This is a genomic window from Granulicella mallensis MP5ACTX8, from assembly GCF_000178955.2.
GTDB lineage: Bacteria > Acidobacteriota > Terriglobia > Terriglobales > Acidobacteriaceae > Granulicella > Granulicella mallensis.
Map to the genome: position 1 here is coordinate 5,284,019 of NC_016631.1, position 23,919 is coordinate 5,307,937.

The 23,919-nt window shown below is 57.9% G+C and carries 22 protein-coding genes and 1 pseudogene; 10 read left to right on the forward strand and 13 right to left on the reverse strand.

The annotated features are described in order from the left end of the window. Positions 1–139 precede the first annotated feature (139 nt). The 4 genes from ACIX8_RS20445 to ACIX8_RS26040 form a co-directional block, all read right to left on the reverse strand. Positions 140–775, reverse strand: a complete 636-nt coding sequence (locus ACIX8_RS20445; RefSeq protein WP_223295578.1) for an LbetaH domain-containing protein — start codon at positions 773–775, stop codon at positions 140–142. Between the two features lie 5 nt (positions 776–780). After that, positions 781–1,293, reverse strand: coding sequence for a VOC family protein (locus ACIX8_RS20450; RefSeq protein WP_014267290.1), 513 nt, complete (start codon positions 1,291–1,293; stop codon positions 781–783). Continuing rightward, positions 1,293–2,168 carry a glucose-1-phosphate thymidylyltransferase RfbA gene (gene rfbA / locus ACIX8_RS20455; RefSeq protein ID WP_014267291.1) on the reverse strand — a complete coding sequence of 292 codons (876 nt, stop codon included), beginning with the start codon at positions 2,166–2,168 and terminating at the stop codon, positions 1,293–1,295. Before rfbA ends, ACIX8_RS20450 begins: the two co-directional genes overlap by 1 nt. Positions 2,169–2,287: 119 nt before the next feature. Further along, positions 2,288–2,458, reverse strand: coding sequence for a PExPT-CTERM protein (locus ACIX8_RS26040; RefSeq protein ID WP_190273713.1), 171 nt, complete (start codon positions 2,456–2,458; stop codon positions 2,288–2,290). Between the two features lie 192 nt (positions 2,459–2,650). Here ACIX8_RS26040 and hemG point away from each other — a divergent pair, with 192 nt between their 5' ends. Together hemG and mqnC are read left to right on the forward strand one after the other, a co-directional pair. Continuing rightward, positions 2,651–4,087 (forward strand): protoporphyrinogen oxidase, encoded by a 1,437-nt coding sequence (hemG, locus tag ACIX8_RS20460; RefSeq protein WP_014267292.1) that lies wholly within the window; start codon positions 2,651–2,653, stop codon positions 4,085–4,087. 134 nt (positions 4,088–4,221) lie between these two features. Beyond that, positions 4,222–5,268, forward strand: a complete 1,047-nt coding sequence (mqnC, locus tag ACIX8_RS20465; protein ID WP_014267293.1) for a cyclic dehypoxanthinyl futalosine synthase — start codon at positions 4,222–4,224, stop codon at positions 5,266–5,268. Positions 5,269–5,278: 10 nt separating this feature from the next. Here mqnC and ACIX8_RS20470 read toward each other — a convergent pair whose 3' ends face one another. Then, complete coding sequence (locus ACIX8_RS20470) at positions 5,279–5,575, reverse strand: hypothetical protein (RefSeq protein ID WP_014267294.1); 297 nt, start codon at positions 5,573–5,575, stop codon at positions 5,279–5,281. Then, positions 5,562–5,858: a BrnT family toxin gene (locus ACIX8_RS20475; protein ID WP_014267295.1), complete on the reverse strand. Its 297-nt coding sequence runs from the start codon at positions 5,856–5,858 to the stop codon at positions 5,562–5,564. Before ACIX8_RS20475 ends, ACIX8_RS20470 begins: the two co-directional genes overlap by 14 nt. An 83-nt stretch (positions 5,859–5,941) precedes the next feature. On the opposite strand from ACIX8_RS20475, the gene ACIX8_RS20480 reads away from it, so the two are divergent. Both ACIX8_RS20480 and ACIX8_RS20485 read left to right on the forward strand, forming a co-directional pair. Next, positions 5,942–6,319, forward strand: coding sequence for a VOC family protein (locus ACIX8_RS20480; protein WP_014267296.1), 378 nt, complete (start codon positions 5,942–5,944; stop codon positions 6,317–6,319). Positions 6,320–6,375: 56 nt separating this feature from the next. Continuing rightward, positions 6,376–8,079: a cellulose synthase family protein gene (locus ACIX8_RS20485; RefSeq protein WP_014267297.1), complete on the forward strand. Its 1,704-nt coding sequence runs from the start codon at positions 6,376–6,378 to the stop codon at positions 8,077–8,079. Positions 8,080–8,520: 441 nt separating this feature from the next. Here the strand turns inward: ACIX8_RS20485 and ACIX8_RS20490 are convergent, their stop codons facing one another. After that, a complete protein-coding gene (locus ACIX8_RS20490) occupies positions 8,521–9,594 on the reverse strand; it encodes a hypothetical protein (protein WP_014267298.1) in 1,074 nt (357 codons plus the stop codon). 422 nt (positions 9,595–10,016) lie between these two features. On the opposite strand from ACIX8_RS20490, the gene ACIX8_RS20495 reads away from it, so the two are divergent. The 3 genes from ACIX8_RS20495 to ACIX8_RS20505 are packed head-to-tail and all read left to right on the forward strand — an operon-like array spanning position 10,017 to position 11,979. Further along, positions 10,017–10,934, forward strand: a complete 918-nt coding sequence (locus ACIX8_RS20495) for a hypothetical protein (protein ID WP_223295402.1) — start codon at positions 10,017–10,019, stop codon at positions 10,932–10,934. A gap of 59 nt (positions 10,935–10,993) precedes the next feature. Continuing rightward, positions 10,994–11,683 (forward strand): YggS family pyridoxal phosphate-dependent enzyme, encoded by a 690-nt coding sequence (locus ACIX8_RS20500; RefSeq protein WP_014267300.1) that lies wholly within the window; start codon positions 10,994–10,996, stop codon positions 11,681–11,683. Beyond that, positions 11,680–11,979, forward strand: a complete 300-nt coding sequence (locus tag ACIX8_RS20505) for a DUF167 domain-containing protein (protein ID WP_014267301.1) — start codon at positions 11,680–11,682, stop codon at positions 11,977–11,979. Before ACIX8_RS20500 ends, ACIX8_RS20505 begins: the two co-directional genes overlap by 4 nt. Here the strand turns inward: ACIX8_RS20505 and ACIX8_RS20510 are convergent. Both ACIX8_RS20510 and ACIX8_RS20515 read right to left on the reverse strand, forming a co-directional pair. Then, a complete protein-coding gene (locus ACIX8_RS20510) occupies positions 11,976–12,185 on the reverse strand; it encodes a hypothetical protein (protein ID WP_014267302.1) in 210 nt (69 codons plus the stop codon). The genes ACIX8_RS20505 and ACIX8_RS20510 overlap by 4 nt on opposite strands. A gap of 25 nt (positions 12,186–12,210) precedes the next feature. After that, positions 12,211–13,473, reverse strand: a complete 1,263-nt coding sequence (locus ACIX8_RS20515; RefSeq protein ID WP_014267303.1) for a glycoside hydrolase family 28 protein — start codon at positions 13,471–13,473, stop codon at positions 12,211–12,213. A 155-nt stretch (positions 13,474–13,628) separates the two neighbouring features. On the opposite strand from ACIX8_RS20515, the gene ACIX8_RS20520 reads away from it, so the two are divergent. After that, positions 13,629–14,717: a DUF262 domain-containing protein gene (locus ACIX8_RS20520; RefSeq protein ID WP_044177184.1), complete on the forward strand. Its 1,089-nt coding sequence runs from the start codon at positions 13,629–13,631 to the stop codon at positions 14,715–14,717. Next, positions 14,717–15,223, forward strand: coding sequence for a HEPN domain-containing protein (locus tag ACIX8_RS20525; protein WP_014267305.1), 507 nt, complete (start codon positions 14,717–14,719; stop codon positions 15,221–15,223). Before ACIX8_RS20520 ends, ACIX8_RS20525 begins: the two co-directional genes overlap by 1 nt. Before the next feature lie 169 nt (positions 15,224–15,392). On the opposite strand, the pseudogene ACIX8_RS25370 reads toward ACIX8_RS20525, so the two are convergent. Continuing rightward, positions 15,393–15,772, reverse strand: a pseudogene (locus ACIX8_RS25370) (GMP synthase (glutamine-hydrolyzing)); the annotation flags it as partial. A 352-nt stretch (positions 15,773–16,124) separates the two neighbouring features. Here ACIX8_RS25370 and ACIX8_RS20535 point away from each other — a divergent pair. Continuing rightward, entirely contained in the window at positions 16,125–18,521 is a 2,397-nt protein-coding gene (locus tag ACIX8_RS20535) for a glycoside hydrolase family 127 protein (RefSeq protein ID WP_014267306.1), read from the forward strand. 294 nt (positions 18,522–18,815) lie between these two features. Here ACIX8_RS20535 and guaA read toward each other — a convergent pair whose 3' ends face one another. The 3 genes from guaA to leuS are packed head-to-tail and all read right to left on the reverse strand — an operon-like array spanning position 18,816 to position 23,903. Continuing rightward, positions 18,816–20,387, reverse strand: coding sequence for a glutamine-hydrolyzing GMP synthase (guaA, locus tag ACIX8_RS20540; protein WP_014267307.1), 1,572 nt, complete (start codon positions 20,385–20,387; stop codon positions 18,816–18,818). A gap of 31 nt (positions 20,388–20,418) precedes the next feature. Next, complete coding sequence (locus ACIX8_RS20545; protein WP_052310673.1) at positions 20,419–21,336, reverse strand: hypothetical protein; 918 nt, start codon at positions 21,334–21,336, stop codon at positions 20,419–20,421. Then, a complete protein-coding gene (gene leuS, locus ACIX8_RS20550; RefSeq protein WP_014267309.1) occupies positions 21,336–23,903 on the reverse strand; it encodes a leucine--tRNA ligase in 2,568 nt (855 codons plus the stop codon). The genes ACIX8_RS20545 and leuS overlap by 1 nt, the downstream gene beginning before the upstream one ends. Positions 23,904–23,919 lie beyond the last annotated feature (16 nt).

Sequence of the window (23,919 nt, forward strand, 5' to 3'; positions counted from 1 at the left end):
CGGTCAGTCTATCAAGCGTAACGGTTAGGAGAATGGGCGTGTTTATCTGCATGTGCTCATTGAGATGGTCTCGTAAGGGCACGGGTTACCCGTGCCCTTAACGAGCCCCCTCCATGAGGGGCTCAGCACGTGAAACAACTTACGTGATCGCTTCCCACGCACGGCTCGCCTCATTCCATCGTCGGACAGGCCGCGCTGGCGTTCCGACAACCACCGTCCCTGCAGGAACCATGCCGGTTACTACTGAATTCGCACCAATGATCGCGCCATCGCCGATCGTTGCTCCCGCAAGCACGGCTACCCCATCGCCGATCCAGACATTGCGGCCAATCGATACAACACCCGTCGAATGCAACCTGCGCTTTGACGGGACCGTATCCGGCCCAGACTGGCCTTCGCCCCTATAAACTCCATGCGAATGGTCCGTAACGATCACGCGGCTGCCGATCAGTGTTCCAGAGCCTATCGTGATGCTGTTGATGCAGGTAATGTGCACGTTGTCCGAAAAGCTCACCTCATCACCAAGAGTCAGCACCGGTGAAAGCCGTTCCCCCGCATACTCCACCACGGCCTCCAACCAGAGACCGTCCCCCGCATTGAAGTTCCGGCCGATGCGCATATGCGAGAGGCCGGACAGATGAGGATGGCGTCCATTGCGAAAACCCGGAGCCCGCAACTTGCGCGCGGTAAAGCTGTCGCGGAAACGATGGGCAGCCGCCCGCGCCAGACGGGGGAGAAGCTGCGCCCAGCCGTCCTCACGCGCAAGCTCGAACACGCGGCTCAAAGAGAGGGCTCCTCGAATCTGTGGCGATGACCTGGCTTTTCGATGAGCTCAATCACAAAGCGCAGAGGAGACATCCAGAACTGGACCCTTCGGCCTTCATAAGCCAGCGCCGGCTGCGGGTCGCCGGCCGGATAACAGCCCTGCTCGCGCAGATGTGCCGCCGAGGCTTCAAGATCGGGAGTCAGATAGGCCAGGTGATTCAGAATGTGTTTGCCTGTGCGCAACGCGTTAGCAATCGGCGTGCTCTCTCCCAGCGGGGCAATGAGTTCATAGGTGAGTTGCCCCCGCGGTGCCGTGCCAAACTGCACCGAGACGCAAAGGCCGGGATCGTCGACGACCGGCGTCCAGCGGGTAATGCCCAGTGTCTGCTGCAGAAAGTTACGTCCCACCGGGATGTCCTGCACGATGAGACCGAGGTGATCGAGTTCGAGCACACTGCCGTTCACAACAGACTGTTCCCCCTCCGCGGCTTGCAGAGGGCTCTCGACGATGGAGGTCAACAGGGTCATCAGTAAACCGTCTCTGCGAGGATACGCTGCAGGTAGGTGGCATAGGTACTCTTGCCCAGCTTCGCCGCCAGCGATTCAAGCTCCGCAGCCGTAATATACCCGAGACGGTAAGCGATCTCCTCGGGACATGCAATTTTGAGCCCCTGGCGACGCTCGATGGTCTGAATAAAGTTAGCGGCATCCAGCAGTGAGTTGTGTGTCCCTGTATCGAGCCATGCCATGCCGCGTCCCAGAAGCTCGGTACGAAGCTGTCCGTTGCGGAGATACCACAGGTTCACGTCGGTAATCTCAAGCTCGCCACGAGGCGAGGGCTGCAGCGACTCCGCTACGCTGACTACCTGTGCATCGTAGAAGTAGATTCCCGTAACCGCATAACGCGACTTCGGCTTCAGGGGCTTTTCTTCCAGAGAGATTGCCTTGCCCTCCTTATCGAACTCCACCACGCCATAGCGTTCGGGATCGCCCACAGCATAGGCGAACACCGTCGCACCGGAGGTCTGTGCAGCGGCCTTGCGCAGGCTCCGTGCAAAGTCGTGGCCGTAGAAGAGGTTATCTCCCAGAACCAGGCAGCAGCCTTCGCCGGCAAGAAACTCCTTGCCGATCAGAAACGCCTGCGCCAGGCCGTCAGGCGAGGGTTGCACGGCATATTGCAGGTGAATCCCCCACTGTTCCCCCGTGCCCAGCAGCTGCTCGAAGCGCGGCGTGTCCTCGGGTGTCGAGATTATGAGAATGTCGCGAATCCCCGCCAGCAACAGCACTGAGAGAGGGTAGTAGATCATTGGCTTGTCATAAACAGGAAGCAGTTGCTTACTGATGGCCTGTGTCACCGGATACAACCGCGTACCGGATCCACCGGCGAGAATCATTCCCTTCATCCATCTGCCTCCACTGCAGAACACTCCCCCGTTAGACGCGCGGACGGCACAGTTATGCTGTACCCAGCAGCAATCTATCTGGCAGAAAAGAGAGATTAATTAAGGCAGAAACTCAGAGGTCAGCGCGAGCGAAAGCGCACGTAAAGCGCGGCTCCCGCAGCACCAACAAGGCCCAGCACCGCAGTCGGGCACTCCGGCGAATCCACACAGCCACCTACACCCGAAGCATGCGCAAACGCTGGAAGGAGAAACAACAGACCGAAAGAGGCGAACCGTAGAGCTATCTTCATAAGAATGGGACACCGATCAGAGACAGATTTGCAAACGTTCTGCTCTGGCACAAAAGCATACGTGCCTTGGCGAGAGAGCACAAGCAAGGTGATTTTACCGAATCCCTCTCGCCTTCCCGATCAAACCGCTATGAAAACAGAGAATGACCGCACAGCAACCGGCAAGGCCCCTGCTCCTAATAAGATAAGTCGATGAAGCGCATTGCAATCGTCGGCGGAGGAATCGCCGGCCTCACCGCCGCCTATGAGCTCGAACTCGCCCGCAAACGTGGGGCGGAGATCGACTGGCATCTCTATGAAGCCGGCGACCGTCTCGGCGGAATCGTCGAAACCACGCAGTCTCAGGGCTTCGTCCTTGAAGGCGGCCCCGATGGCTGGGTCTCGGAAAAGCCCTGGGCTCGCGAACTGGCCCTCGAACTCGGCCTCGGCTCAGAGCTGATCTCCAGCAACGACGCCACTCGCAAGACCTACATCCTGATCGACGGCAAGCTCCAACCGATGCCCGATGGCATGCGCATGATGGTTCCCGAAGACCTCAGCACGCTCGAAGGCTCGCCTCTCTTCTCGGATACGGCCCGCAAAGCCTATGCTGCCGAGTTGGAACGAGCTTCGGAACTCCGCGCCAAGACTCCGGAACAGGACGAGTCCGTTGCCAGCTTCATCCTCCGCCACTTCGGCGAGGAGGTCCTCACCAAAATCGGCGCTCCCCTGCTCAGCGGAGTCTTTGGCGGTGACGTAAAGACCCTGAGCGTCCGCGCCGTGATGCCCAACTTCGTCAGCATGGAACGCGAATACGGCTCCCTCATCGCAGCCCTGCAGGCCAAAGCAAAGACACGTGGCAGCCGTCCGGTGCCATCGCTCTTTACAACCCTCCGCAACGGCCTCGGCACTCTCATCGACGCCCTCGTCGCCCAGCTGCCGCCCGAACGGCTGAACCTTAGCCGCTCAGCTCTATCGATCAAGCGACAGGGCAAACGCTGGCTGCTCCGCACCTCCGCCTTCGCCACCGAGGGGCGCACCAGCAAGAAGCACTTTCATCACGTTCTCTTCGCCACCCCCATCGACGCAACCCGCGCCCTGCTCGCGCCGCTCGATGCTGAAGCCGCGGCACTCATCCCCACCGATGCCAGCTCCGCCGTGCTCGCCGCGCTGTGTTGGCCTGCTGCCGCCGCGAGCACCTTCTCGATTCTGCAGGGCTTCGGCTTCCTCGTGCCCCAGGCACACTCCACCGGCGAGCCACAACTCCTCGCCGGCACCTTCGTCGATCAGAAGTTCCCGGACCGTGCGCCAGCCGGAGCCCGCGTCATCCGCGTCTTCTTTGGAGGGCCGAGCGCCGATACGCTCTCCCCCCAATCCGACGAAACGATCGCCGCCGCAGCCTTCGCCCAGCTCGCCAAAATCCTCGGCCCACTCCCCGCATCGGATGCGGCACTCACCACCGTGCGCCGCTGGCCGCGCAGCCTGCCGCAGTATGAGGTCGGCCACCTCGAACGCATGGTTCAACTCGACCAGCACATCGCGAAACTCGGCGACCTGACACTGCTGGGCAACGGCTACCGGGGCGTAGGCCTGCCCGATCTCATCCGCGACGCCCGCGCTGCAGCTCGTGAGCTGATCCCAACAGCGTGAGGGACCTCTATCAGCAGAGAGCGACGAGGGTTTAGCTACGAATACCTCTTAGCTAAACCCTCGTGGCTCTCTGCTGAACCAACCCCGAACCACCATAACTGCGAGGAAACACGCGACAGGCGTAAACTAACCCTATGGGCATTACCCGCCAGCAAGCTCTCGACTGTTTCGCCTCCGACGATCTCATTGGCATCGGCATGGAGGCCGATGCGGTCCGCCGCCGCCTCCATCCGGAGGGCGTGGTCAGCTACATCATCGACCGCAACATCAACTACACCAACTTCTGCACCGAGTACTGCACTTTCTGCGCCTTCTATCGGCCCCTGAAGGGCAAGCTCGCGGCTGAAGGCTACATCCTCGACTTCGACACGATCTATGACAAAATCCGCGAGACAGTCGAGATGGGCGGCACCGGGGTCTTGATGCAGGGGGGCATCCATCCCGACCTCAAGATCGACTGGTTCGAATCGCTCTTCACGGGCATCAAGCAGCGCTTCCCTTCCATCTGGCTGCACTGCCTCTCGGCCTCCGAGATCCTGGCGATCGCCGAGTACTCTGAGATCTCGCTGCGCGACACCATTGCGCGTCTTCGCGACGCCGGGCTCGACAGCATTCCCGGTGGGGGCGCAGAGATTCTTGACGATGAGGTCCGCAAACGCATCGCGCGGCTGAAGTGCAGAACGGAAGATTGGGTTGCCGTTCACCGCACCGCACACTCGCTCGGCATGAGGACTACAGCAACCATGATGTTCGGCGTCGGCGAGACGATGGAGCATCGTGTCAATCACTTCGAAGTGGTTCGCCAGCTTCAGGAAGAGACCGGTGGCTTCACCGCATTCATCCCCTGGAGCTTTCAGCCCAACAACACCGCTCTCGGCGGCCGCGGCTGGGATGAGGCTACCTCGGTCGAATACCTCAAGACCCTCGCCATCAGCCGCATGTATCTCGACAACATCGAAAACGTGCAAAGCTCATGGGTCACCCAGGGCCTGAAGGTTCTGCAGATGGGTCTTCGCTTCGGCGGCAACGATGTCGGCTCCGTAATGCTTGAAGAGAACGTGGTTCGCGCTGCGGGCACCTCGAATTGCACGACGGAAGAGGAGCTTCGCCGCATCATTCGCGACGCAGGCTTCAAGCCCGTGCAGCGCGATACGCTCTATCGGACGATGTTTCTGAACTAGGAACATCGTCCTAAGCTGTCTTCAACCCCGCTTCAATAATCGCGGCTGAAATCTTCTCGTCCGCCACTCCTTGCTTTCGCAGACTCTCTGTCAGCGCCTGCACCTGCGATCCCTCAAGCCGTTCCAAGTCTTCTCGCAGTCCCTGCGAGATATACGCCTTGATCAATCCCTGATATCCAGAGAATCCGAGACTCGGCGCAATCTCTTTCAGCGATTCGATCACGCTCTCCGGAATCCGGAGACTAATCGAAGTCATGACTCTCGGTGTCCGCATCCTTTCGTGCATACGCTCTTTAGCCGTCTTCATAAGCCTTCGTCTCCTGTTTGGTCGCTAAACGCGCCGACACAATCCGCACTTGATCTTCATCACGCTCAACGTGGACAACGTAGAGCAACTTCTTTGATTTGCTCAGGCCGATCACAGCAGTACGTCTTTCGTCATCGACCGTGGCATCAACATACATGGAGTAATCGTCAAAGAATGCTTCACACGCCGTCTCGAAACGGATTCCATGTTTCGCGCGATTCTCGACCGCCTTCAGTCCATCCCAAATGAACGTCTGATCGCGATATAGGAAGAGAACGTCCATCGAGAAATGTATATCAAATGTATATACTTAAATTCAAGCACACGTCCCAATAGCGGTTATGCGGTGCCCTTAGGAAAGACCTCATGAAGATAGAGCGGCTGGACCACCTCGTCCTCACGGTTGCCAGCATCCCCGCGACTACCGCCTTCTACACTCGCGTCCTCGGATTTGAAGCCGTCGAAGCTAACGGTCGTTGGAGCCTCAAGTTCGGCCAACAAAAGATCAACCTCCACCAGGTAGAGCATACCTTCGACCCCAAGGCGGCGAACCCCACACCCGGCTCCGGAGATCTCTGCTTCATCACTGGCGATCAGCCAGAACAGACCCTCCACCACCTGAAATCGCTTGGCGTGACCATCGAGGAAGGCCCCATAGAGCGTCATGGAGCCCTCGGCAGGATGATCTCCCTCTACTTCCGTGATCCCGACGGCAACCTCCTCGAGATTGCGAGGTATCTCTAAGCCTCCTCGCGTAAAATCAATGCGATACCCTGACGCAGAGCGCGATGCAAAGATCCATGACTCGCTTAGCGTCTGTACCTCGCTCGGCCCGGAGTTCCTTTCTGATCAGTCATCTCAAAGCGTTTGCGTTTTTCCTCGCCAGTCCCCATGGCCTGGGCTATTACTGGCGTTCCCACTACACGAGCCAGATCTATAACTTCCATGGGGAGTACCGCTGGAACGTCTTCGACGTCGCCCTGCTCATCCCGTACTTCATCGTGATGATCATCCTGGCGTTCTATGGCATCCATCGCTATCAGCTCGTCTGGCTCTATTACCGCAACCGCCGCAATGCCTCTCACTCCACCGAGCCGGTCGCCCGCTTCGAGGAGTCCGAGCTGCCCTTTGTCACCATTCAGCTCCCGATCTATAACGAGCAGTTCGTCATCGACCGCCTGATCGACGCCTGCTGCCGCCTCGACTATCCGCGCGACCGCTTCGAGATCCAGCTCCTCGACGACTCCACCGACGAGACCACCGGCGTCGCACGAGGCATCGTCGCCCGCTATGCCGCCGGGACGGAAGGCCTCGAACCACAGCCAGTCCATTACCTCCACCGCACCAATCGCTACGGCTATAAGGCCGGGGCCCTGGAAGAAGGTCTGAAGGTAGCCAAAGGCGAGCTGATCGCCATCTTCGACGCCGACTTCGTGCCGCCGCCTCAATGGTTGATGCAGGTGATCCATCACTTCGCCGAACCCGGCATCGGCATGGTGCAGACGCGCTGGACGCACCTCAATCGCAACTACTCGTTCCTCACCCAGGTCGAGGCCATCCTGCTCGACGGCCATTTTGTGCTCGAACATGGCGGCCGCTCCCGCGCAGGAGTCTTCTTCAATTTCAACGGCACGGCCGGAATGTGGCGTCGCGGGGCCATTGAAGAAGCCGGTGGCTGGCAGCACGATACGCTCACCGAGGACACGGATCTCAGCTATCGGGCACAGCTCAAAGGCTGGAAGTTCAAGTACTTGCAGGACGTCGAATGCCCCGCCGAACTGCCCATCGAGATGACCGCCTTCAAGACCCAGCAGGCACGCTGGGCCAAGGGCCTCATCCAGACCAGCAAGAAGATTCTGCCTACGATCTTCCGCTCGGACGCTCCGTTCCACACCAAGCTCGAGGCCTTCTACCATCTCACCGCCAACATCAGCTATCCGTTGATGATCGTGCTTTCCACCCTGCTGATGCCTGCCATGATCATTCGTTCCTGGCAGGGTCCCTTGCAGATGATCCTGATCGACCTGCCGCTGTTCATGGCCTCGACGATGTCGGTTTCGAGCTTCTACCTGGTTAGCCAGAAAGAACTCTTTCCGCGCACCTGGTACAAGACGTTTCTCTACCTTCCCTTCCTGATGTCTCTGGGAGTCGGTCTCACGATCACCAACACCAAGGCCGTACTCGAAGCGCTCTTCGGCATCAAGAGCGCGTTCGCGCGTACCCCGAAGTATCGCGTTGAGAAAAAAGGCGAGAAGTCACAGGCGAGGAAGTATCGGAAGCGGCTGGGCATCATCCCCTGGATCGAGCTGGCGATCGGCTGCTACTTCGCCGGGACGGTCTGGTATGCCTTCAGCACGGAAAACTACTTCACGGTGCCGTTTCTTCTGCTCTTCGTTCTGGGCTACTGGTACACCGGCCTGCTGAGCCTCTTCCAGGGACTCTTTGAACGCAGGGGCACACAGGGCAGCGAGATCCACGAGAAACCCTATCCCGTGGGGATTTAGACCATAAGCACGGACTATGATTCGGACTAGAGCGGCTACAAGTTCAGGTAGTGTTTAACGAACCGGCGACACGGCTAATCACCTATTTTGTTCCCCACGGAATCGTCATCCTGAGCGGAGCGCCTCGCGTTTTTTGCGAGGTGCGAAGTCGAAGGACCCCGAGGGACTTGGTCTCACCCGAGATGCTAAGACCTTTTCCAGCACAAAAGTCCAGGCTCGAGCGCTCGAAGTAGAAAGGGGCAAAGGACATAGACAAGATGGTAAGCCTCGGGGTCCTTCGACTCCGCGTCCCAAAGGCAGGCACGCTCCGTTCAGGATGACGATTCTGTGGGAGTTCAGGTGATCTCTCTAACCTTCTACAAAGGACCACTTAGGTAGTGGCCACACGCAAGCAAAAGGCCCGCTTTCGAGGGCCTTTCTAGCTCATCAACTCAGTATCCGTTAGAAGCGGACGCCGAACTTGATCGGGAAATAGCTCGTGTGGTTGCTGTTCGCCGGATAATCGTTCGCTACATCGACATTGGCTGCGGAGACGGTATTGACCGTCACACCAGCACGCTGCGAGTTATCAACGAACACATACCGAACCTCGCCGTAGAACCGTTCATTCGAAAAACGCGAGAACTTGTAAGTTACTCCCAGGCCAGCATTGAAGCCGGGTGCGTTCGAGGTGTAGTGGTCGATGGTCTGGTTCGCGGAGTAGGCATAGCAACCATAGAACGGATCGCAGTACTCGCCGATCGCCGGGATCGTGAAGTCGGCGGTCTTATGGTAGAAACCAACACCGGCAACGGCATAAGCGCCTAAGCCCTCACCCGAGTAGAACGTATAGGTGGGATCGATCGAGAAAGACCACACATGGCTGCTGCCATCCAGGTTGGTAAGAGGTGCAATGGGGCCAACCGAGGGGTCCGGGTTCTGGTTGTAGAGATTGATATAGGTGTTATAGATCGTCGTCTGATTGGCGAGCGTACGACCCTGGAAGCCGAAGTTATCCCAATCGAACTCGATCGGAAGCGCAAAATGCTTGCTGAACTGGGGACCGCCGCCGACCTGGAAGCTGTAGCTCGGGGTCAGGTAGGTATGAGTATTGCCAGTCGGCACAGTAAGACCGGCGCCGCCGTAGAAAGTGAACTTATTCGAGCCATCCGCGTTCGTATTGCCGCCACGATAGCGAGGACGGCCATAGCGCTGGTGTCCGCCACCATATTGGGGATCGACAAAGTTGAAGGGAGCAGTGGAGTTATCCGCCACTTCATTGATCTCCGCGCTGCTGCTCGAAAACAGCGCGTCACTGCTGGTTCCGGCTACCGGAACGTCCAGATTTAATGTTGGCTTCGCCTGAAGATTGTTTTGCACAGGGGCCACGTTGGACTGGGTGGCAGTCCGGGCGACTGAAGAATCGCTGGACTGGCTGGTCTGCGCGCTCATCACGGCAACACTTGCGCCGAGAATCGCCGACAGCGCCACAGTGCGGCGCACAAAACCTGAGGGTCTAGTAAAGGTAAACAACATCTTTTGAACTCCTTGCCGTAAAACGGGAACCGAATGCTGGATCAAACCCAAGCCTTCGCGAATTGTTGCGAACGCCGCATCCCTTTCGATTCCATTTCCACGTAGGACGATCATAATGCCGAATAGGATGCAGGATATTTAGGAATCAATCCGTATGTGCCTGCCTCGATAAGGGGACAAATCATGGGCATTCCTTCAAATTTGCGCAACTCTATGCGAAAAATGCCGTCTAATACAGTAAGTCTTCGTGTGTCCAAATTCCGCTGCTCAGTAAGCGCGAGTAACTTCGTCAGGATGGTGTCTGCTTGTCTTTTTCCCCGCATGTCTGGTCTATGCCACGGGCTTTTTGCGCCTGTGCTTTTGGTTTAGCCGGACTCGCCCTCCTACCCCTGACTTCCTCCGCCCAGCAAACTCCCTCCAATGTGCTGATTGCGACCCTTACGCCAGTGACTCATCCTGCGCTTCCGAATGCGCCCTCCGCGTTGCTGTTTTCGCCCACCGCAACAGGCATCTCTCCGGATACATTGGATACCGACGACTCCTCTTCCAACAACGATCCAGATTCCGCGGACAATCAGGATCTGAAAGATCCGCACCAACGGACACAGGACAACTCGCCCGACACCAAGAAAAAACCTGTTCCCCCAGTCGAACTCGACGCCAATGGCAATCCGATCCCGCTCAATCTCCGCCAACCGCAGCGCATTCTCGGGTTCATGCCGAACTTTCGTTCTGTTTCAGGCGGCGCCGTAGCCCATCCTCCCGGTTGGAAGTACAACTTCCAGGTGGCCACCCATCAGTCGTTCGATTACTCCTCCTTTATCTTCCTCGGCATCACATCCCTTTCAGCCGAAGGCCTGAACTCTCATCCTGTCCTGGGCAAAGGTGTCGATGGCTTCTATGCCTACACCTGGCGCGGCTTGCTAGACAAGACGGACGGCACCTATCTCTCCGCCTGGTTTCTTCCCAGCCTGCTGCATGAGGACACGCGCTACTATGCGATGGGCCGTGGCCACAGTATTCCCATCCGTGCCCTCTACGTCATCAGCCGGCAGGCCGTAGCCCAGACATACGGAGGCAAGCAGACCCCCAATATCGCCGGCCTCGGCGGCAAGGTGCTCACCCAGGTCATCTCGCGCGAGTACTATCCTGCGGGAGCTACCAGCTTCGGCGTTCTCGCCACGAAGTTCGCCTACGCCTCCATGCGTGACATCGCCTTCACCTCCATCCGCGAGTTCTATCCCGACATCGCCGCCCACTACGTTCGCACGCACAATGAAAAGGTCGCACGCCAGGCCGCGCGCGATGCCCAGGCAGCAGGCGTCCATGGAAATCCGTAATCATGCGTCTGGCTAGTAAGAATCCTTGCCACAAGCCGCGCGTCTAAACTGGACACAATATGTCCATAGCCTCAAACATCGAACGGCTCCGTAACGAAGTAGCGGACGCCTGCGCCCGTGCGAATCGTCGTGCAGAAGACGTCGCCCTGATGGCCGTCAGCAAGATGCACCCCGCCGAGGCCATCCTCGAAGCCCACGCCGCAGGTCAGCGCCTGTTTGGCGAAAACCGCGTGCAGGAAGCCCAAGCCAAGTCTGCGCAAATTGCGCAGCTCGAAGGTCTCGACCTACACCTCATCGGTCCCCTGCAGAACAACAAGACAGCTAAGGCCGCCGAGATCTTCCACGCTATCGACGCGGTCGACTCGCTGAAGACCGCGGAGCGCCTCAACTCCGCCGCGCAGGCCCTCGGCAAGACCTTGCCGCTGCTCATCGAGGTCAAGCTCTCCCACGAAGAGACCAAACATGGTCTCGCTCCTGAAGAACTCCCAGCGTTTCTGGACGGGCTGCAACCATTCAGCTTTCTAAAACCCCAGGGATTGATGACCGTTCCCCCGTGGAGCGACGATCCCGAAACGGCACGCCCCTATTTCCAGCATCTGCGCAGGCTGCGCGACGAGAACGTTGCCCAGCATCCAAACCTCACACAGCTCTCCATGGGGATGTCCCACGATTTTCGCGTAGCTATTGAAGAGGGTTCCACCACAGTGCGCATCGGCACCGCGATCTTCGGCAAACGGAGCTACGTGTGATTCTCGCGCTGCGGGATACGCCCGGTGGCTGTTCCCTGCCGGTACGAGTTCATCCGGGGGCCAAACAGAATGCCGTTACCGGCACACACGACGGCTCCCTCAAGATCTCGCTGACCACACCGCCCACCGACGGACGCGCCAACACCGCACTGATCGCCTTCTTGAGCGACCGCCTCAACATCCCGCGAGCCCATATCGAACTCCTCACCGGCGCAACCAGCCGGAGCAAGACGCTACGCATAGCGGGACTAACTTCCGCAGAGGTCGAAGCTCGTTTACTCACCGATCTCGCTTAGCTTTTGCTCCGCTTCCAGAGCAGTGCAATCAGGACCAGGGTCGCTGCGATTCCCCCCGCAAAAAGTCCCGCCATCGCGCTGCCAAGCCGGACCTGCAGAGCATAGATTCCACCCGGCGCTGAGTGGGCGATGACGGTCTTCGCCGTCAGCAATCCCACGCCAACGAAGACCGCCACCACGACCGATGCCTTCCATACATACTGCATAAGGCGAGTCTACCGCCTCCGCCTCTTACTTCCCGACGACCGTCGCCGTCGGTGCCACGGTCAGGTTCTCACCCTCGTCCGCTTTGACCTTCACGTTGTCGAACGCAACCTTCGCATAGGCGATCTTCAGCCCAGTCTTCGCTTGCAGATCGACATTCTTCAACGACAGCCCTTCCACAGGCGACTCCGGCAAACCTACGATCGTTCCCGCAGACCCGCTCCCGGTCGCATGCACATTCTCGATCGCGATATCGTGAAAGCGCGGCGTCAGGCGTCCCATCGGCATAGACGGAACCTCACCGTCCGGTGCTGCCTTCGGGTAATACTCCGTGATCAGGATCGCTGTCTTCACGTCGACCATGTCGATGTCCTTGAATGAGATATTGCTCACATCGTTGCCCCGGTCGCGATTGGCCTTGATACGAATTCCCTGGTCCGTGCCCTTGAAATGGATCCGCTCGGCGTGAACGTTCTGCACGCCGCCTGCGATCTCACTGCCGATAGAGAGCCCGTGGCCGTTCTCGAACGTGCAGTCGGTGATCGTAATGTTCTTCGATGGGGCATCCGGTCCGGGCGAGTTGATAGCACCAGACTTGATCGCGACGTTGTCATCGCCAACCGAGGAGAACACATGATCGATCACAATATTGCTCGAGCTGAAGGGATCAATCGCGTCGGTGTTTGGCGAATGCGGAGCGAGGATCTTGAGGTTGCGGAAGACAAGATCGTCCGCGTAGTACGGCACGATCTGCCAGAAGCCCGCATTCTGCACGGTGATTCCCTCGACTCGGATGTGCTTCGAGTGGTCGAAGACCAGGCCCATCGGCCGCGGATGATCGTTGCCCAGCACGCCGGCTTCCTTCACAGCATGCACATACTCCCACCAGATATGTCCGTTGCCGTCGATCGTTCCGCCGCCGGTGATGGTGATGTTCTCCGCGTTCACCGAGCCCACCAGGGGCTGCACCGTCGGTTGCCGCGCAAACGTCACCTTGGGATAGTCTTCACGGTCGGGCGAGCCAAGCAGTGTCGCACCCTCAGCGATGTCCAGCGTAATATTCGACTTCAGTGAGATGGGTCCGCTCAAAAAAATACCGCCGCTGAGCTTCACCACGCCACCCTTTTTATAGCCTGCACAGGTATCGATAGCCTTTTGGATGGCCACCGTATCCTTAGTCGTGCCATCGCCCTTAGCACCAAACGCACGTACATCGCAGGTCTTCGCCACGCCCCATGCCTGCGGCACAACCGCCAGTGCCACCACTCCCATCAATGCTGCAAAACGCATTGCGCATTCCTCCGCAGAAACCTGTCAGACAGCCACGGAAGCCATCTTACACGTAGTCTCTGAACTTGGCTATTAGGAATCGTCACCTCAGCGTGAAACCATTTCGTTTAGATAGGACCTGCATGACGTACAATTGCGCCACGAATAGAGGACGCATGCCCTACGAAATAGAAACAGAAGAACTCCCCCTGGAGTTTGAGGACGAGTCAGGCGACGAAGATGTCCCGATGTCGTACGACATAGCGACCTATCCATCGGACTTCACACTGTCTGGCATATCGCAGATGTGGAAAGACGGAGATATTTCGATTCCAGATTTTCAACGAGAGTTCGTATGGAATATAAAACAGGCTTCACTTCTAATTGACTCTTTTTTACGAGGACTTCCAGTACCCCCTGTTTTCTTCTATATCGGCGACGACAACAAAAATCTGGTGATCGATGGACAGCAGAGAATTCTGAGTGTTGTCTACTTCATTGAAGGTTATTTCGGTCCCGAAGGGATTCAAGGAAAGCGTCAGGTTTTCCGCTTAAAAGGCCTCGGGGAGAAGAGCCCTTTTTGGAATAGGAGGTTTGTCGACCTCGGTAGTACCGACCAGCGCAAGCTAAAACAAGCAGTTTTGCGTGCGGTAAACATCAAACAGCTCTCACCGGTAGGTAATAGCACTAGCGCTTATCACATATTCGAACGATTGAACACTGGCGGGACGCCGCTTACATCGCAAGAGATTAGAAATTGCGTGTTCATGGGATTCTTTAGCAATCAATTAAAAGCTGCCAATAAGGATAAGAACTGGCGGCTTATCTTGGGTAAGGCTCAAATTGATCGTCACCAAAAGGACACCGAAATACTACTTCGAGTTTTCGCTTTGGTCGGAAATGTGGACTCCTATGAGAAGCCAATGAAGGAATTTCTCAACAAGGCGATGAAGGAAAACCAATCAGGGGATTCTGCCAGAGTTAAACGGTTCATGAATCGCCTACCAGATGTTCTCGAAATGATAATAAAAGCACATGGCCCTAAGCCTTTCCACATTAGAGGTCCCCTAAATGCTTCAGCCCTTGATTCCGTTTTGTGTGTCTTATTTGAAAACTACGGAAAGATCACCCAAAACCATTTCAAGACAGGCTACTTGCAGTTATTAAAGGACAAGACCTTTCAACGCTACACGCAGAAGGGCACAACCGACGCGAAGACCGTCCAAGACCGAGTCGCACTTGTGCGCAAATACCTAATGCCATAATGCCGATTATCATTCGATTTGATCATGCAGATGAGATTATCGCGCATTTTGCTGCGCTAGTAACACCCACACTTGATCCGTTACTCAGCATAAAATACGCTGGTTTTGTCGCAGTAGCAGCCGTTACAGTTTATGAAATGGCGATTAAAGATATCTTTATGGATTTCGCCACCAAAAAGCATCCCGTTTTAGGATCTATTACCCGCGAAACATTTGATAGGATCAATGGCCGCGTGAAGTACAAGGTGATTAAAGAGGAGTATGTACCCTTATTTGGAAATAAATATTCGACCAAGTTTGCAAAGAAAATTCAACAACGCTCAAGTGAGTTTTTAAGATTGAACAGGCGAGATATTATCTCGTCGTATAACAATATCGTAGTGTGGCGGAATGAATTTGCACATGCAGGACGAGTCCCGGTTACTGCCACTTTCCAAGAAGTGGTTAGATCGTATGAAGATGGCAAAGAAGTCATCAAGTGTTTGAATTCAACGATGGTTCGATGACTACTATTCCAAACCGAGTTCCAAAAGAAAACAAATTCAATGCCGCTTACAGATATAAAAGAGCAACTTCCTCGTTATGGTCGAAAAGAAATCAGAAAAGCACACATCGTCTTAGGAAGGTCCAACTTTATCCCTACTTAATCGTCCCTGGCGGCTTGGACGTGATGTCTTAGACCACTCGATTGATTCCCCGCACCTCACTCACGATGCGGCGGGAGATAGCTCGTAGCACCTCATACGGCAGCGCAGCCCAGTCGGCGGTCATGCCGTCTTCGCTTTCCACCGCGCGGATCGCGCAGGTGTAAGCATTGGTACGCTGATCGCCCATGACGCCAACCAACTTCACCGGCAGAAGCACTGCGAAGCTCTGCCATACCTTGCGGTAGAGTTCCGCTCGTTTGATCTCTTAGACACAGATTGCGTCTGCTTCCTGCAGGATGGCCACTCGCTTCGGCGCGATCTCGCCCAAAATACGCACCGCGAGGCGAGGGCCGGAAAGGGCTGGCGTTCGAGGATCTCCTCCGGCATATCCAGATCACGGTCGTGGCGAAATCGCCCACCTTAGCCACAAACACATCACTGGCAAGCCCTGCACAGTTTTGGCAGCACCGAAAAAGCAATTCAGTCGCTCCGGCTACGCCTTCGCTCCAGCCTTCGGCAGACTGGAAAGAACCTGCACCCTGCTTTTACGGCCTGGCTGAAGCCAGGCCCTTCAGGTTCTTGCCACGAGAAGCTATTTACACAGCCCAAGCTTCTACCCGAAATAACGATTAGATGACACGCCCCAGCTATCTCAGGCACATGTAGTTCGGGAAGTGCGACGACACGACTCTTATGCTGATGCAGAAATGGACACTTTTAATTATACTATTTTGTATTTTCAAGTATCACGCGAGGTTGCATGCGAAAGTTCGCTACTCCGATATTCTTTCTCTGCTCTTTTCTGCAAGCGTTTCCATTGGCTCATGCTGCGGCTGCTCCGCAAAAGGTTCAGCTCAAGGCTGTCCCTCTGCCATTCAGTAGTGTGCGGCTGACAGGCGGCCCACTGAAGAGGGCGCAAGACCTCGACGCCCAGTACCTCCTCGATCTTCAGCCCGAGCGCATGCTTGCCCGTCTGCGCCAGCGCGCCAATCTCGCCCCGAAGGCGGAAGGGTACGGTGGCTGGGACGGTGACGGCCGGCAGCTCACCGGACATATCGCAGGGCACTATCTCTCCGCTATCAGCATGATGTATGCGACCACAGGGGATGTGCGCTTCAAGAACCGCGCTGACGATTTCGTTACGGAGTTGCAGAACATCCAGAACGCGCAGGGAGACGGCTACATCGGCGCGCTGCTGGATGCAAAGGGTGTAGATGGCAAGGTTCGGTTTCAGGATCTGAGCAAGGGTGAGATCCACTCCGGAGGCTTCGATCTGAATGGCTTGTGGTCCCCCTGGTACGTCGAGCACAAACTCTTTGCCGGATTGCGCGATGCGTACCACCTCACGGGGAACCGCAAAGCGCTCGATGTCGAAATCAAGTTCGCCGGATGGGCAGAGACCATCGTGGGCCACCTCAGCGACGAGCAGCTTCAGCGCATGCTGGCAACCGAGTTCGGCGGCATGAACGAGGTGCTCGCGGATCTTTACGCCGACACCAACGATCCGCGCTGGCTTAAGCTTTCCGACAAGTTCGAACATCACGCCATCGTCGATCCTCTGTCGAGAGGGCAGGACATCCTTGCCGGCAAGCACGCCAACACGCAGATCCCGAAGATGATCGGAGAACTCGCGCGCTACGTCTACACAGGGGATGAAACCGACGGGAAGGCAGCGATGTTCTTCTTCGACGAGGTGTCCGAGCACCACAGCTTCGCCACCGGCGGAGATGGCAAGAATGAATATTTCGGACAGCCCGACAAGATGAATGACATGATCGACGGGCGCACCGCCGAGAGCTGCGCCGCCTACAACATGATCAAGATGGCGCGGGATCTTTTCTCGCTTGATCCTCAGGCCCGTTATGCAGACTTTATCGAACGCGCGGATCTCAACGCGATTCTCGGCGGACAGGATCCCGAAGACGGACGCGTCAGTTACATGGTTCCGGTCGGACGCGGCGTGCAGCACGAATATCAGGACAAGTTCGAAAGCTTTACCTGCTGTGTCGGATCGCAGATGGAGACCCACGCCTTTCATGCCTACGGGATTTACAGCGAATCCGGCAACAAGCTCTGGGTCAGCCAGTATGATCCGACCACGGTCGATTGGGCATCGCAAGGCATGAAGCTCGAGATGGTGACAAACCTGCCGATGGGCGATTCGGCGGCCTTGAAGATTACCTCCGGTAAGACAAAGGTGTTCACGATTGCGCTGCGGCGTCCGTACTGGGTCGGTGCCGGCTTTTCGGTGAAGGTGAACGGTGAGACATTGCAGAACACCTCCACGCCCGATACGTACATCGAGATCAACCGCAAATGGAAAGTGGGCGATACGGTCGAAATTGTGCTGCCCAAAACTCTGCGGAAAGAAGCTCTGCCAGACAATCCGAACCGTATGGCGATCATGTGGGGACCGCTGGTGCTGGCAGGCGACCTTGGGCCGGAGGTGAGCCGCAGACATTCCGGCGGCCAGGGCGGAGTTGCTCCCGAGCCTGCTCCCGCGCTCATCACAGCGGAGCAAAATGTCGATGGCTGGTTGAAGCCGGTTGCCGGCAAGGATGGAGTCTTCCGCACCGCCAACGTCGGGCTGAAGCAGAATATCGAATTTGCCCCGTTCTACGAGATGCCGCGCCGCCGGTACGCGATCTATTGGGACGTGTTTACACCTACCGATTGGGCCAATAAATCCGCCGCCTATCAAGCCGAAGAGGCGAGTGAGAAAAAGTTGACGGCGGCAACCATCGGCTTTGCTCAGCCTGGGCAAATGCAGTCAGAACGCGATTTTGCGGAAAAAGACGAAGAGAGCTCACCGGTACAGTTGCAGGGCCGTTACGGACGTCAAGGGAACAACTGGTTCTCGTACGACTTGCCGGTCGATCCCGCTTCTCCTGCGACCCTGGTCGTAACCTACAGCAACGATGCGCGAGGGCGCAAAGGCGGCTTCGACGTCCTGGTGGATGGCACGAAGGTCGGTGAGCAGTCGATGGAAAGACGAACCCCGGAGCAGGATATTCGCTTTTTTGACGTAAAGTATCCACTTCCGCTGAACATCGTGAAGGGCAAGCAGAAGATCACAGTGCGCTTCCAGGCGAAAGAAGGAGAGGCGATTCCCGGCGTCTTCGGCATCCGCACCGTGCGCGTTGAGGGTGCGCAATAGGGCGGTCTCCCCATAGGTATAGAGGGGGCAAAGTTACCCATACCTTGTCATCTCGACCGAAGTGCGGGGTCCCAGAGAACGTTCTTTGTTCTCTGGGGTGCAAGCATGATGGCTTTATGTCATGCGCAGTGGAGAGACCTGCAGTTTGCTCGCGCAGGCAATATCGTTCGTACGAGCAAACTGCAGGTCTCTCCACTCCGGCGGCAAAGAACGCCGCCTCCGGTCGAGATGACAATTTTGCAGGAAATCCGAAAAATAAACCCTCTACACCTATGGGGGAACGGCTCTAACCGATTACTCCCACTCAATCGTCCCTGGCGGCTTCGACGTAATGTCATAGACCACGCGGTTAATCCCCCGCACCTCGCTCACGATGCGGCTGGAGATGGCACGCAGCACCTCATACGGCAGAGCGGCCCAATCGGCGGTCATGCCGTCCTCGCTCTCCACCGCGCGGATCGCGCAGGTGGAGGCGTAGGTGCGTTGGTCGCCCATAACGCCAACCGATTTCACCGGCAGCAGCACCGCAAAGCTCTGCCATACCTTACGGTAGAGTCCCGCTCGCTTGATCTCCTCAACACAGATTGCGTCTGCTTCCTGCAGGATGGCCACACGCTCCGGCGTGACCTCGCCAAGAATGCGCACCGCGAGGCCGGGGCCCGGGAAGGGTTGGCGCTCGAGGATCTCCTCCGGCATATCAAGATCGCGGCCGATGCGGCGGACCTCATCCTTGAAGAGATCGCGCAGCGGCTCGATCAGCTTGAGCTTCATGTCTTCCGGCAGGCCACCAACGTTGTGGTGGCTCTTGATCACGTGCGAAGGCCCATGAACACTGGCCGATTCGATCACGTCAGGATAGAGCGTCCCCTGCACCAACCAGGCAATCTCCTCGCCCGAGGACTTCTCCGCTTCAAATATCTTCTTGGCTTCATCGTCGAACACCGAGATGAACTCGTTGCCGATGATCTTGCGCTTCTTCTCGGGGTCAGTCACACCCGCCAACTTGCCAAGGAACCGCTCGCTCGCATCGACCGCAACGACGTTCAGCTTCAGCTCCTCGCGCATGGTCTTCTGTACCTTCGCAAACTCGTCCTTGCGCAGCACGCCGTTGTTCACAAAGATGCATGTCAGTCTGTCGCCAATCGCGCGCGCCACCAGAACCGCCGCAACGCTCGAATCCACACCGCCGCTGAGACCGCAGATAGCATGCCCTGTCTCGCCGACCTGCTCGCGAATCTTCGCGACAGTGGTGGCGATGAAGTGCTCGGGGGTCCAGTCCTGCTTCGCGCCGCAGATGTCTACGGCGAAGTTCTTCAGCAGAGCCATGCCCTGTTTGGTGTGTGCGACCTCGGGATGGAACTGTACCGCCCACATCTTGCGCGACTCATCGGCGATGCTCGCTACGGCGTTGGCTGTACGCGCTGTCACGCGAAAGCCCGGCGCAAGCGTCTCGGCGTGATCGCCATGCGACATCCAGACTTCCAGCTTCTCCGGCAGGCCATGAAATAACGCCGTGGGATCGACAAGTTCGACCTCGGCGTGGCCATACTCGCGGGCCGCAGCAGGAACGACCTTGCCGCCGAGATGATGGGTCATGAACTGGAGTCCGTAGCAGATGCCCAGCACCGGCAGGCCGGTTTCGAGCACCTTGGGATCGGCCTTGGGGGCGGTGTCGTCGTACACGCTCGACGGGCCACCGGAGAGCACGATGCCCTTCGGCTGGAGAGCCAGCACCTTGTCGAGAGGCGTTGTGCAGGGCAGCACGACGGAGAAGACGTTGAACTCGCGGATGCGACGCGCGATCAGTTGGGTGTATTGCGATCCAAAATCGAGGATGACGATGGTTGAAGTTTGAGGAGTGTCCACAGATCTAGTCTAAATCTATGGGTCTGCCCCCTTAGAGCACTTCATACACCCGGCAAAGCGAAATATAAGCCGCCGTACGCACCACATGGAAGTAGTCTGACGCCAGCAGATAGAGCACGCCGACGCCCATGCTCCAGTGCACCAGGAAATCCTGTGTCGCCACGCTCTCAAACGGCAGCGGACATGCCGAAAAGACCAGCGCCAGCACCAGCAGCGCGATCCTGATGATCCCCATCACCAGGTTGATCTCGACCAGCTTGCCCCGCAGAGGCCCCAGCTTCCATGCCTGCCGCAGGCTCTCCATCGCACCGATACCACGAATCATCGCAAGCACCGGCGCAATATCGAGCAGCCATCCGGTAGCGGCCCAGGCGACAAACAGCGCCAGGCTCCCGCAGATCAACATCGCAGCGTAGAGCACCAGGTTCGGCTCGCCTCCGTGGGTTACCGGCCCCGTGACCGCCGTCTGTCCCGCAAACTGAACGCCCCAGTACCAGACTCCATACACCGCCAGCAGCACAACGATGCGCAGGCTGCCCAGGATCAGCAGCGTTCCCGGCTTCGGCACCAGTTGCGGATCAAGGCGACGCAGCACATGCGTTCTTCCGAACGCAGCCACCACCGCCCAGGCTATCAACGCGAGCGGCACGAGCCAGAGTGCGACATGCAGAATAGCCGGCAGCAGAGCGCTCGCTACCAGGCTCAGGGTCTGCGCCGCGTCCACCGGCTTGAAGACCGTCATCGCCTCAAGTGCGCGGGTATCCACCGGCACAACGCGCTCGATGCGCATAGCCTCCCAGGCCACCAGCGCAACGACCGGAATCCCGACAAGCCAGCGCCAAAGCACTTCAAAGCCCGTGAGCGATGGCCGCTTCCACACTGCGGCCATCACGCCAACGAACGACTGCGTTCCCCGTACCGGTACGTGATGACCTGCAGTTTCCCGCACTACTTCACCACCAGGTTCACCATGCGGCCCTTGACCACAATGGTCTTGACCACCGTCTTACCCACGAGACGCGCGGCAACCTTTTCGTCCGCCAGGGCAGCCGCTTTGATCGTCTCTTCGTCGCTCTCCGCGGCGACCTTCACCACGTTCGCGAGCTTGCCGTTGATCTGCACGGGAATCTCAATCTCGCTCTCGCGTGCGAGTTCCGCGTCAGCCTCCGGCCAGGGCTGCCGGAACAGCACGCCTTCGCCGCCCATCTGCTCCCACAGCTCCGCCGCCATGAAGGGCGCGAACGGGGCGAGCATCAACACCAGCTTATGGAAGACCTCCGCAATCGTACCCACAGAGATATCGCCCGCATCCATCGCCGCTTCAGCGGTGGAGATCTCGTTGACCAGGATCATGATCGCGGCGATGCAGGTGTTGAAGTGCCAGCGCCCACTGAAGTCCTCGGTGATCTTGGCGATCGTCTGATGCAGCGTGCGCAGCAGCGCAGCGCCGGCAGGCGTCTGGGCCGCGAGCGCCGAAGGGGCAATCTCATCGCCGTGGGCGTTCTTCTCCAGCTCGCGCACCACAGGCGCGAACTTAGAAGTCAGCCTGTAGACACGCGCCAGAAAGCGGCTGATGCCTGCAACGCCCTCTTCCTGCCACTCCAGATCGCGGTCCGGCGGCGCGGCGAAGAGCGCGTACATGCGCGTCGCATCGGCGCCATAGCGCGAAATCATCTCGTCGGGCGAAACCACGTTGCCCTTCGACTTGGACATCTTCGCGCCGTCCTTGATCACCATGCCCTGCGTAAACAGGCGCTCCGCTGGCTCGGCATTCTTGATCAGTCCGAGATCGCGCATCACCTTCGTCCAGAAGCGCGAGTAGATCAGGTGCAGAATGGCGTGCTCCACACCGCCAATGTATTGGTCGATCGGAAACCAGTAGTTCGCCTTGTCGGAGTCGAAGGGCGCGTTCGAGTTCCGTGCATCGGTGTAGCGATAGAAGTACCAGCTCGAATCGACGAAGGTATCCATCGTGTCGGTCTCACGCCGCGCAGGACCACCGCACACCGGGCAGGTGGTGTTGACGAACTCCGGCACCTTCGCGAGCGGCGAGCCGCCCTCCTGCGTGATCTCGATCTTCTCCGGCAGCAGCACCGGCAACGCGCTCTCCGGCAGAGCAACGACACCCTGGGGCTTCACGCCCTCATGTCCGTTGATGCAATACACCATCGGGATCGGCGTGCCCCAGTAGCGCTGACGGCTGACACCCCAATCCTTCAGGCGGAACGTCGTGGTCTTCTGGCCGAAACCATGCTCCTCGGCGTAGCGAGCCATCTTGTCCTGAGCCTCGAGCGAAGCCTCACCGGTCCACTCGCCGGAGTCGACCAGCACGGCCTCTTCCTTACCGGTATAGGGCAACGCAATCTCTTCGGTGCCGGAAACACTCGGCGCGACGACACGCTTGATCGGCAGGCCGTACTTCTGCGCGAACTCAAAGTCGCGCTCGTCGTGGCCCGGAACGCTCATGATCGCGCCCGTGCCGTAGTCCGCAAGAATATAGTTCGCCACCCAGATCGGCAGCGTCTCGCCGTTGAACGGATTGATCGCATGCCTGCCCGTAGAGACGCCGTGCTTCTCGATGTTGCCGATATCACCGGTCTCGCGCGCGATCTTCTGCTGCGCAATCATCTCCTCGACAGACTGCTGCAATGCAGCATCATTCAGCGCCCATTGCTTGACCAGCGGGTGCTCCGGCGCAAGCTGGATCGATGTCGCGCCGAAAATGGTATCCACACGGGTCGTAAACACTCGAATCTTTCCTGCTGACTCGCTGACCGCAAAGTCGACGTGCGTGCCTTCGCTCCGCCCGATCCAGTTGCGCTGCATGGTGCGCACCTTCTCGGGCCAGCCGGGCAGCTTGTCCAGGCCGTCCAGCAGCTCATCGGCATACTTCGTGATCCGCAGAAACCACTGCTCCAGCTCGCGCTGTTCCACGAGCGTGTCCTCGTGACGCCAGCAGCAACCGCCGATAACCTGCTCGTTCGCCAGCACGGTCGCGCACTTAGGGCACCAGTTCACCTTGCTCGACTTTCGGTAGGCGAGGTCGTTTTCGACCATCTTCAGGAAGATCCACTGATTCCAGCGATAGTACTCGGGCAGGCAGGTGGCGACCTCGGTACCGGCCCAGTCGTAGCTGAGGCCGATGCGGCGCATCTGCACCTTCATCTGCTCGATGTTCTTGAGGGTCCACTCGCGCGGCGGCGTGTTGTTCTTGAGCGCAGCGTTCTCTGCCGGCAGGCCGAAGGCGTCCCAGCCCATTGGGTGCAGCACGTTGTAGCCGCGCATCCACATAAAGCGCGCGAGCGCATCGCCGATGGAGTAGTTGCGCACATGCCCCATGTGCAGTTGGCCGCTGGGGTAGGGCAGCATCTCGAGGCAATAAAACTTGGGCTTGCCGCTGGAGTGCGGCTCCGCTGCGTAAAGCGAAGGATCGGCGTCCCACCGCGCCTGCCACCTGGGTTCGATCTCTGCGGGATTGTACCGGTTCTGGTTCTCGTTCTTCTCAATCTCTGGCATACACCTTTGATTGTAA

What these genes read in the sequence shown, in the direction of transcription:
- ACIX8_RS20450 (WP_014267290.1), bottom strand. Translation starts at nt 1,293, where the DNA reads ATGACCCTGTTGACCTCCATCGTCGAGAGCCCTCTGCAAGCCGCGGAG.
- rfbA (WP_014267291.1), bottom strand. Translation starts at nt 2,168, where the DNA reads ATGAAGGGAATGATTCTCGCCGGTGGATCCGGTACGCGGTTGTATCCG.
- ACIX8_RS26040 (WP_190273713.1), bottom strand. Translation starts at nt 2,458, where the DNA reads ATGAAGATAGCTCTACGGTTCGCCTCTTTCGGTCTGTTGTTTCTCCTT.
- hemG (WP_014267292.1), top strand. Translation starts at nt 2,651, where the DNA reads ATGAAGCGCATTGCAATCGTCGGCGGAGGAATCGCCGGCCTCACCGCC.
- mqnC (WP_014267293.1), top strand. Translation starts at nt 4,222, where the DNA reads ATGGGCATTACCCGCCAGCAAGCTCTCGACTGTTTCGCCTCCGACGAT.
- ACIX8_RS20470 (WP_014267294.1), bottom strand. Translation starts at nt 5,575, where the DNA reads ATGAAGACGGCTAAAGAGCGTATGCACGAAAGGATGCGGACACCGAGA.
- ACIX8_RS20475 (WP_014267295.1), bottom strand. Translation starts at nt 5,858, where the DNA reads ATGGACGTTCTCTTCCTATATCGCGATCAGACGTTCATTTGGGATGGA.
- ACIX8_RS20480 (WP_014267296.1), top strand. Translation starts at nt 5,942, where the DNA reads ATGAAGATAGAGCGGCTGGACCACCTCGTCCTCACGGTTGCCAGCATC.
- ACIX8_RS20485 (WP_014267297.1), top strand. Translation starts at nt 6,376, where the DNA reads ATGACTCGCTTAGCGTCTGTACCTCGCTCGGCCCGGAGTTCCTTTCTG.
- ACIX8_RS20490 (WP_014267298.1), bottom strand. Translation starts at nt 9,594, where the DNA reads ATGTTGTTTACCTTTACTAGACCCTCAGGTTTTGTGCGCCGCACTGTG.
- ACIX8_RS20500 (WP_014267300.1), top strand. Translation starts at nt 10,994, where the DNA reads ATGTCCATAGCCTCAAACATCGAACGGCTCCGTAACGAAGTAGCGGAC.
- ACIX8_RS20510 (WP_014267302.1), bottom strand. Translation starts at nt 12,185, where the DNA reads ATGCAGTATGTATGGAAGGCATCGGTCGTGGTGGCGGTCTTCGTTGGC.
- ACIX8_RS20515 (WP_014267303.1), bottom strand. Translation starts at nt 13,473, where the DNA reads ATGCGTTTTGCAGCATTGATGGGAGTGGTGGCACTGGCGGTTGTGCCG.
- ACIX8_RS20520 (WP_044177184.1), top strand. Translation starts at nt 13,629, where the DNA reads ATGCCCTACGAAATAGAAACAGAAGAACTCCCCCTGGAGTTTGAGGAC.
- ACIX8_RS20525 (WP_014267305.1), top strand. Translation starts at nt 14,717, where the DNA reads ATGCCGATTATCATTCGATTTGATCATGCAGATGAGATTATCGCGCAT.
- ACIX8_RS20535 (WP_014267306.1), top strand. Translation starts at nt 16,125, where the DNA reads ATGCGAAAGTTCGCTACTCCGATATTCTTTCTCTGCTCTTTTCTGCAA.
- leuS (WP_014267309.1), bottom strand. Translation starts at nt 23,903, where the DNA reads ATGCCAGAGATTGAGAAGAACGAGAACCAGAACCGGTACAATCCCGCA.